We start from the raw sequence: 5,557 nt of genomic DNA, 5'->3' as shown, positions 1-5,557 counted from the left end.
TGAGCCAGGATCAAACTCTTCATTCAAATATATTTAAAGTCCTAAGACTTACGTTTACACCATTTATTGGTTGTGCCATTTCTGGCATTTGTTATTTTCATAACTTCTGACTATTTTCTCTATTCGGTTGTTAATGTCCTTACATTTAATTTTCGTCTGCGGTGTTTCCCGCTGACAAAAATAATAGTACCATAATTTTTAAACTAAGTCAATAACTTTTTTTATTTTTTTTATTTTTTTGTTTTAACAATAAAAAAAGATAGAAAGGCTTGTAACTTTCTATCTTTTATATGACTCTAAAACTATTTTCTTAAATCATCTACAAGCTTTGTTTTTTCAGATGTTTTCTCATCCTTCGTCTTTACAATTTTAGCTGGATTCCCAGCTACAACCGCTCCTTCAGGAACATCTTGTAAAACAATAGCTCCAGCTGCTACAACTGCTCCTTTTCCTATTCTTACACCCTCAATAACTACAGCATTTGCACCTATCATAACATCATCTTCAACCACAACAGGCTGTGCTGAAGGAGGCTCTATTACTCCTGCCAATACTGTCCCAGCTCCTATATGGCATCTTTTCCCTACTATCGCTCTTCCACCTAGTACAGCATTCATATCTATCATAGTACCTTCACCTATCTCAGCACCGATATTTATAACAGCTCCCATCATTATTACTGCATTATCTCCTATTTTTACTTTATCTCTTATTATAGCTCCTGGTTCTATTCTAGCATTTATATTTTTAGTATCAAGTAGAGGTACTCCAGAGTTTCTAGCTACATTTTCTACAAAGTAACTCTTTATAGTTGCTTTATTCTCCTCTAGTATCCCCTCAATCTCTTTCCAATCACCAATTAAAATACTACTATCCTCACCTTTAAAAACAAAAATACTCTCATTTTTAAACTCTATTGTTCCATTTATATAAACTTTTGAAAGTGTCTTTTTTTGCGAATTTTTTATAAAGCTTATTAGCTCCTCTGCTGTTTCTAATCTCATAGCTCCTCCTATTTAAACATATCTTTCATTGTGTATAATTTTGCTTTTTTTCCAACCATATAGTCAGCACATTTTAACGCTCCCACAGCGAATATTTTTTTTGATAGAGCCTTATGAGTTATCTCAATTATCTCATCCTCTCCAGCAAAAATAACTGTATGTTCTCCTACAATAGTTCCACCTCTTACAGCATGTACTCCAATCTCTTTTTTATCTCTTCTTCTCATACCTTCACGTCCATGAACAATGCTATATCTTTCAGATAAAGCTTTTTGAATAGTTTCTAAAAGAGTGATAGCTGTACCGCTAGGTGCATCAATTTTTTTATTGTGATGTTTCTCAATTATCTCAATATCAAAATTCCCCTCCAATTTTGGAGTCAACTTCTCTAAAATATCATTTATTGCATTAATTCCAAGTGAAGTATTAGAAGATAGCAGTATTGGTATCTTTTTAGAAGCCTCCACTATCTTTTCTAAAATCTCTCCATCATATCCAGTTGTTGCAATCACTAAAGGATAACCTCTTTCCACACAAATATCCAATAGTTTACTGATTTTACTAAAATGTGAAAAATCTATAACAACATCTATCTGCTCATCTTTTTTTATTTGATCCAAATCATCAACAAAGGCAACTATTTTATCTCCACCAAGTTCTTTGATGGTAGTTCCCATAGTTCCAGTTCCATGCATAGCTATTCTCAAACTGCTTCACCCACTTCTTGAAGCTCTTTTTTTACTATCTCTCTATTTTTTTCATCTAAATCACCTAGAGGTAAACGACATTTTCCAACATTTTTTCCCAATATATTCATAGCCTCTTTTACAGGAATTGGATTGACCTCCACAAATAATGATTTAACTAATCCATTATACTTCAACTGTATTCTTTGTGCTTCTTTCACATCTCCATTTAAAAAACTATGAACCATATTATGAACAACTTTAGGTTCAACATTAGCTAAAACAGAGACTGTTCCAACTGCTCCTATGGACATCAAAGGAACTGTTATATCATCATTTCCAGAGTAAAGGGCCAATTCCGGTATCAATCTAGCCACTTCACATGCATAGGATATATCTCCACTAGCCTCTTTTATCGCTACAATATTCTTCTGTTTTGCCAATCTTTTCAATAGGTTTATAGATAAATTTACTCCAGTTCTTCCAGGAACGTTATACAACATTATAGGAAGGTTTACAAACTCCGCTATTGATATGAAATGTTTATAGATCCCATCTTCATTTCCCTTGTTATAGTATGGTGTTACCAATAACAATCCGTCTACTCCCATCTTTTCATATTTTTTTGCCATTTCAATAGCCTGGATAGTGTTGTTACTTCCAGCTCCAACTATTATAGGTAGTCTTTTCTTATTAGCCTCTAAAACAGTTTCAACAATTTTTACTTTTTCATCATCTGTAAGTGTACTAGCCTCTCCTGTTGTCCCTAAAACTACAAGAGCATCTGTACTATTTTCACAGTGATATTCTACTAACTCTGATACTTTTGAATAGTTTACACTCATGTCTTCATTAAATGGTGTAATCAATGCTACTCCTGACCCTTTAAACATACGCTACCCTCCATTTTTATAAGTTGTAATACTCGAAACAGCATAATTTTGCTGCCCCCTATCTTATCTTATCCTCTAGCTCCAGAAAATTCAATTCATTTTTTATTTTTATTTTCTAATTAGTTATATAAGTCCCATTTTCACTTCCTAAACTTTCCCCAACAAATATTGGTACTCCATATTTTTTCCCTATTACTACAGCTTTTGTTTCCATGACTTTAGCACCATTTCTAGACATTTTTTCCATTTCATCATAGGATATTCTCTCTATTTTTGTAGCCTGACTATTTTTTCTAGGATCGTCTGTGTAAACTCCATCCACATCAGTATATATTTTACACTCACAATTTAAAACTCCAGCTAACGCCACTGCAGTAGTATCCGATCCCCCTCTTCCCAATGTTGTTATATCACCTAGGCTATTTACCCCTTGAAATCCAGCAACTATCACTACCTTATTGCTCTTTAACGCTTTCTCTAACAGCTCTTTATCTATACTTACAATCTCACTATCTCCATGTTCTCCCTCTGTTCTTAACCCTATCTGGTACCCTGTATATGATATAGCTTCACAGCCAATAGAGTTTAAGGCTAGTGATAGTAGCGCTATACTCTGCTGTTCACCAGTGCTTATTAGCATATCTATCTCTCTTTTATTTGGAGTGTCAGTGAAATGAAAAGCTTTTTTCAACAACTCATCTGTTGTTTTTCCCATAGCTGAAACTACCACTACAATCTCTTCCACTCTCTCTTTTAATCCCTTTATATAATTGGCTATTTTTGAAATTTTTTCCAAAGTTGCCACTGAACTTCCACCATATTTTAATACTAATCTCATAATTCCACTCACCTCATAGATTTTTTTCTATATTTTACTTCTTTTAAATCTGATTTTTAATTTATCAATTTTTTATTTTTTTTGTTCATAATATATTTTATAGGATATCTATTTTACTATATTTTTAAAAAAATATATGTTCATACATTTTGAACTTTTACTTTTTATGTTTGTTTTTATTAAAAAAAAATAATATGATTAGTTAATTATTCTTTAGGAGGTAGCTATGGATTTTCTATTAAATGATATTATTAAATACAGAAGAGATTTACATCAAATACCTGAAGTGGGTTTTAAAGAGTTCAAAACTCAACAGTATATAATCGATACTTTAAAAAATATGGGATACTCTCCAAATATAATCTGTGAAACTGGAGTATTTGTCTATATCCCTGGAAAAAAGGAGGAGTGTATAGCTTTTAGAGCTGATATTGATGCCTTGGCAATACAGGAGGAAAACAGTTGTGAATTCGCTTCAAAGCACTCTGGTTTTATGCATGCCTGCGGACATGATGGACACTCTGCAACTCTTTTAGCATTTGCTAAATATTTAACTATAAATAAAAAAACTGACCACAGTGTTCTTCTTATTTTTCAACCTGCCGAAGAGGGACCTGGTGGAGCTAAGTTTATTTGTGAGACCAATATTTTAAAAGATTTTAATGTAAAAGAGATATACTCTTTCCATCTTTTTCCAGATTTGGAGGAGGGTATAGTTTCAACTAAACCAGGACCTTTCTTTGCTCAAGCCACTGAGTTTGATTGTAAAGTTATCGGAAGAGGTGGACATGGTGGAATGCCTCAAAAGACAAATGACCCTCTTATACCTTTTACTAAAATTATAGATTCATATCAGAGTATTATCTCTAGAAATATCTCCCCTTTTAATGCAGGGGTTATAACTGTTGGTAAAATAAGTGGAGGTACAGCCAGAAATATAATATCTAATTCAATAGATTTTTATGGTACAATTAGAACATATTCTCAAGAAGATACAGAGTTTATCATAAAAAGAGTTAAAGAGATACATAGTGGAGTTGAGATAGCTTTTAATGTTAAGGTTGAAGATGAATTTAGAATTCTTTATCCCCCTGTGATAAATGATGAGGCTCTTTATAATAAATTTTTAAAAATCTCCTCTGAATTTAAATTTATTCAGGGAGAGGCCCTAGCTTTAGCTGAAGATTTTGCTTTTTATCAGGAAAAAGTTCCTGGAGTATTTTTTCTATTAGGTACTAGAAATAAAGAGAAAAACTTTATCTCTCCTCTTCATAGTTCTTCATTTAATTTTGATGAAAAGGTTCTTCTTGAAGGAGTCAAACTTTTTGCAAAACTTTTGGAGGGAACAAATGAAATATAAAATGATTGTAACTGACCTTGATGACACACTTTTAAACTCTCAAGGGAAAATATCTTTAAAGGATAAAGAAGCTATAATGAAAGCTCAAAATGAAGGTGTTATATTTGTTCTTGCTTCTGGAAGACCTACATATGCTATGAGAGATTTAGCCAATGAGTTAGATTTAGGCAAATACGGAAGTTACATCCTATCCTATAATGGTTCTATCATAACAAACTGCAAAACCAATAAAAATATTTTAGAGGAAACTCTTACTAGAGATGAGATTCATACCCTCTATGATTTTAGTAAAAAAAATGGTGTGGAGATAATAACATATTTGGATGATACTATTGTTTCTGAAGATTATAGCTCCTATATTGAAGTGGAAGTTGAGCTGACAAAGATGCCTTTTGAAAAAGTAAAAAATTTCAAAGCTACAGTGGATAAGGATTGTGTTAAATGCATAATGCTAGCTGAACCCACATATTTAAAAGGAGTTGAAAAAATTTTAAAAGCGGAATTGGGAGAGCAATTTTCCATTGCAATTTCAAAACCTTTCTTCTTAGAGGTTACAAAATTAGGTGTTGATAAAGGAAGTTCACTTTTAAAATTAGCAAATAAATTGGGAATAAAACAGGAGGAGATAATAGTTGTTGGAGATTCTTATAATGATCTTCCAATGCTTAAAGTAGCAGGTCTGCCTGCCTGTGTAGAAAATGCAAAACCTGAAATAAAGGAGATTTGTAAATTTATATCTACCTCTAATAATGCCAATGGTATGGCAACTCTCATTG

6 protein-coding genes are annotated in these 5,557 nt (G+C 32.5%); 2 read left to right on the top strand and 4 right to left on the bottom strand.

Annotated elements, in window-relative coordinates:
- Positions 1-302: 302 nt before the first annotated feature.
- From dapD to ACMOUI_RS09360, 4 genes are all read right to left on the bottom strand, one after another.
- Positions 303-1,004 (bottom strand): 2,3,4,5-tetrahydropyridine-2,6-dicarboxylate N-acetyltransferase, encoded by a 702-nt coding sequence (gene dapD, locus ACMOUI_RS09375; RefSeq protein WP_418965437.1) that lies wholly within the window; start codon positions 1,002-1,004, stop codon positions 303-305.
- Positions 1,005-1,012: 8 nt separating this feature from the next.
- Positions 1,013-1,711, bottom strand: coding sequence for a 4-hydroxy-tetrahydrodipicolinate reductase (dapB, locus tag ACMOUI_RS09370; protein ID WP_418965436.1), 699 nt, complete (start codon positions 1,709-1,711; stop codon positions 1,013-1,015).
- Positions 1,708-2,583: a 4-hydroxy-tetrahydrodipicolinate synthase gene (gene dapA / locus ACMOUI_RS09365; RefSeq protein ID WP_418965435.1), complete on the bottom strand. Its 876-nt coding sequence runs from the start codon at positions 2,581-2,583 to the stop codon at positions 1,708-1,710. The genes dapB and dapA overlap by 4 nt, the downstream gene beginning before the upstream one ends.
- Before the next feature lie 115 nt (positions 2,584-2,698).
- Positions 2,699-3,421 (bottom strand): aspartate kinase, encoded by a 723-nt coding sequence (locus ACMOUI_RS09360; protein WP_418965434.1) that lies wholly within the window; start codon positions 3,419-3,421, stop codon positions 2,699-2,701.
- Positions 3,422-3,647: 226 nt separating this feature from the next.
- Here ACMOUI_RS09360 and ACMOUI_RS09355 point away from each other — a divergent pair, with 226 nt between their 5' ends.
- Positions 3,648-4,781, top strand: coding sequence for a M20 metallopeptidase family protein (locus ACMOUI_RS09355; RefSeq protein ID WP_418965433.1), 1,134 nt, complete (start codon positions 3,648-3,650; stop codon positions 4,779-4,781).
- On the top strand, positions 4,771-5,557 hold a 787-nt coding region (locus ACMOUI_RS09350), incomplete at its 3' end, for a Cof-type HAD-IIB family hydrolase (RefSeq protein WP_418965432.1). The genes ACMOUI_RS09355 and ACMOUI_RS09350, both read left to right, overlap by 11 nt.

Source organism: Cetobacterium sp. (genome assembly GCF_048470075.1).
Lineage (GTDB): Bacteria > Fusobacteriota > Fusobacteriia > Fusobacteriales > Fusobacteriaceae > Cetobacterium_A.
The sequence above is the reverse complement of the archived record's forward strand: the minus strand, read 5'-3'. Positions and strand labels throughout refer to the sequence as shown.

What these genes read in the sequence shown, in the direction of transcription:
- dapA (WP_418965435.1), bottom strand. Translation starts at nt 2,583, where the DNA reads ATGTTTAAAGGGTCAGGAGTAGCATTGATTACACCATTTAATGAAGAC.
- dapD (WP_418965437.1), bottom strand. Translation starts at nt 1,004, where the DNA reads ATGAGATTAGAAACAGCAGAGGAGCTAATAAGCTTTATAAAAAATTCG.
- ACMOUI_RS09360 (WP_418965434.1), bottom strand. Translation starts at nt 3,421, where the DNA reads ATGAGATTAGTATTAAAATATGGTGGAAGTTCAGTGGCAACTTTGGAA.
- ACMOUI_RS09355 (WP_418965433.1), top strand. Translation starts at nt 3,648, where the DNA reads ATGGATTTTCTATTAAATGATATTATTAAATACAGAAGAGATTTACAT.